Origin of the sequence: Aeromonas sp. LsrichE-8G, from assembly GCF_022869435.1 — a bacterium.
In the GTDB taxonomy this organism is placed as follows: Bacteria; Pseudomonadota; Gammaproteobacteria; order Enterobacterales; family Aeromonadaceae; genus Aeromonas; species Aeromonas caviae.
The window spans coordinates 1-313 of the sequence record NZ_JALIHH010000211.1 but is presented as its reverse complement, the minus strand read 5'-3'; the positions used below and the strand labels follow the sequence as shown (position 1 = coordinate 313).

The window sequence follows — 313 nt, the reverse complement described above, 5'->3', positions numbered from 1 at the left end:
GGAAAATTCGCAAACACGGCAAGGAGAAGCGACGAGTGTGGCGCAAGCTCCACTTGGCGGTGGATGCCACAACCCATGCGGTCATCGCTGCCGAAGTCAGCCTGGAGACGGTGGCGGATAACGAGGTGTTACCGACGTTGCTCAACCCCTTACGACGCAAGATAAAACAGGTCAGCGCCGATGGTGCGTATGACACCAAGGCCTGTCATGCGCTACTGAAGAAGAAGGGGGCGAAAGCCACCATACCGCCGAGAAAAAATGCGGCACCGTGGGAGGAAGGCCATCCCCGCAACGAGGCGGTGACGGCGCTCAA

At 59.1% G+C, this 313-nt stretch carries 1 protein-coding gene; it reads left to right on the top strand.

The window, feature by feature from the left end; translation table 11 throughout:
- Positions 1 to 313 (top strand): transposase (locus MUW49_RS18745; RefSeq protein WP_244813077.1); only part of this gene is annotated, 313 nt, incomplete at both ends.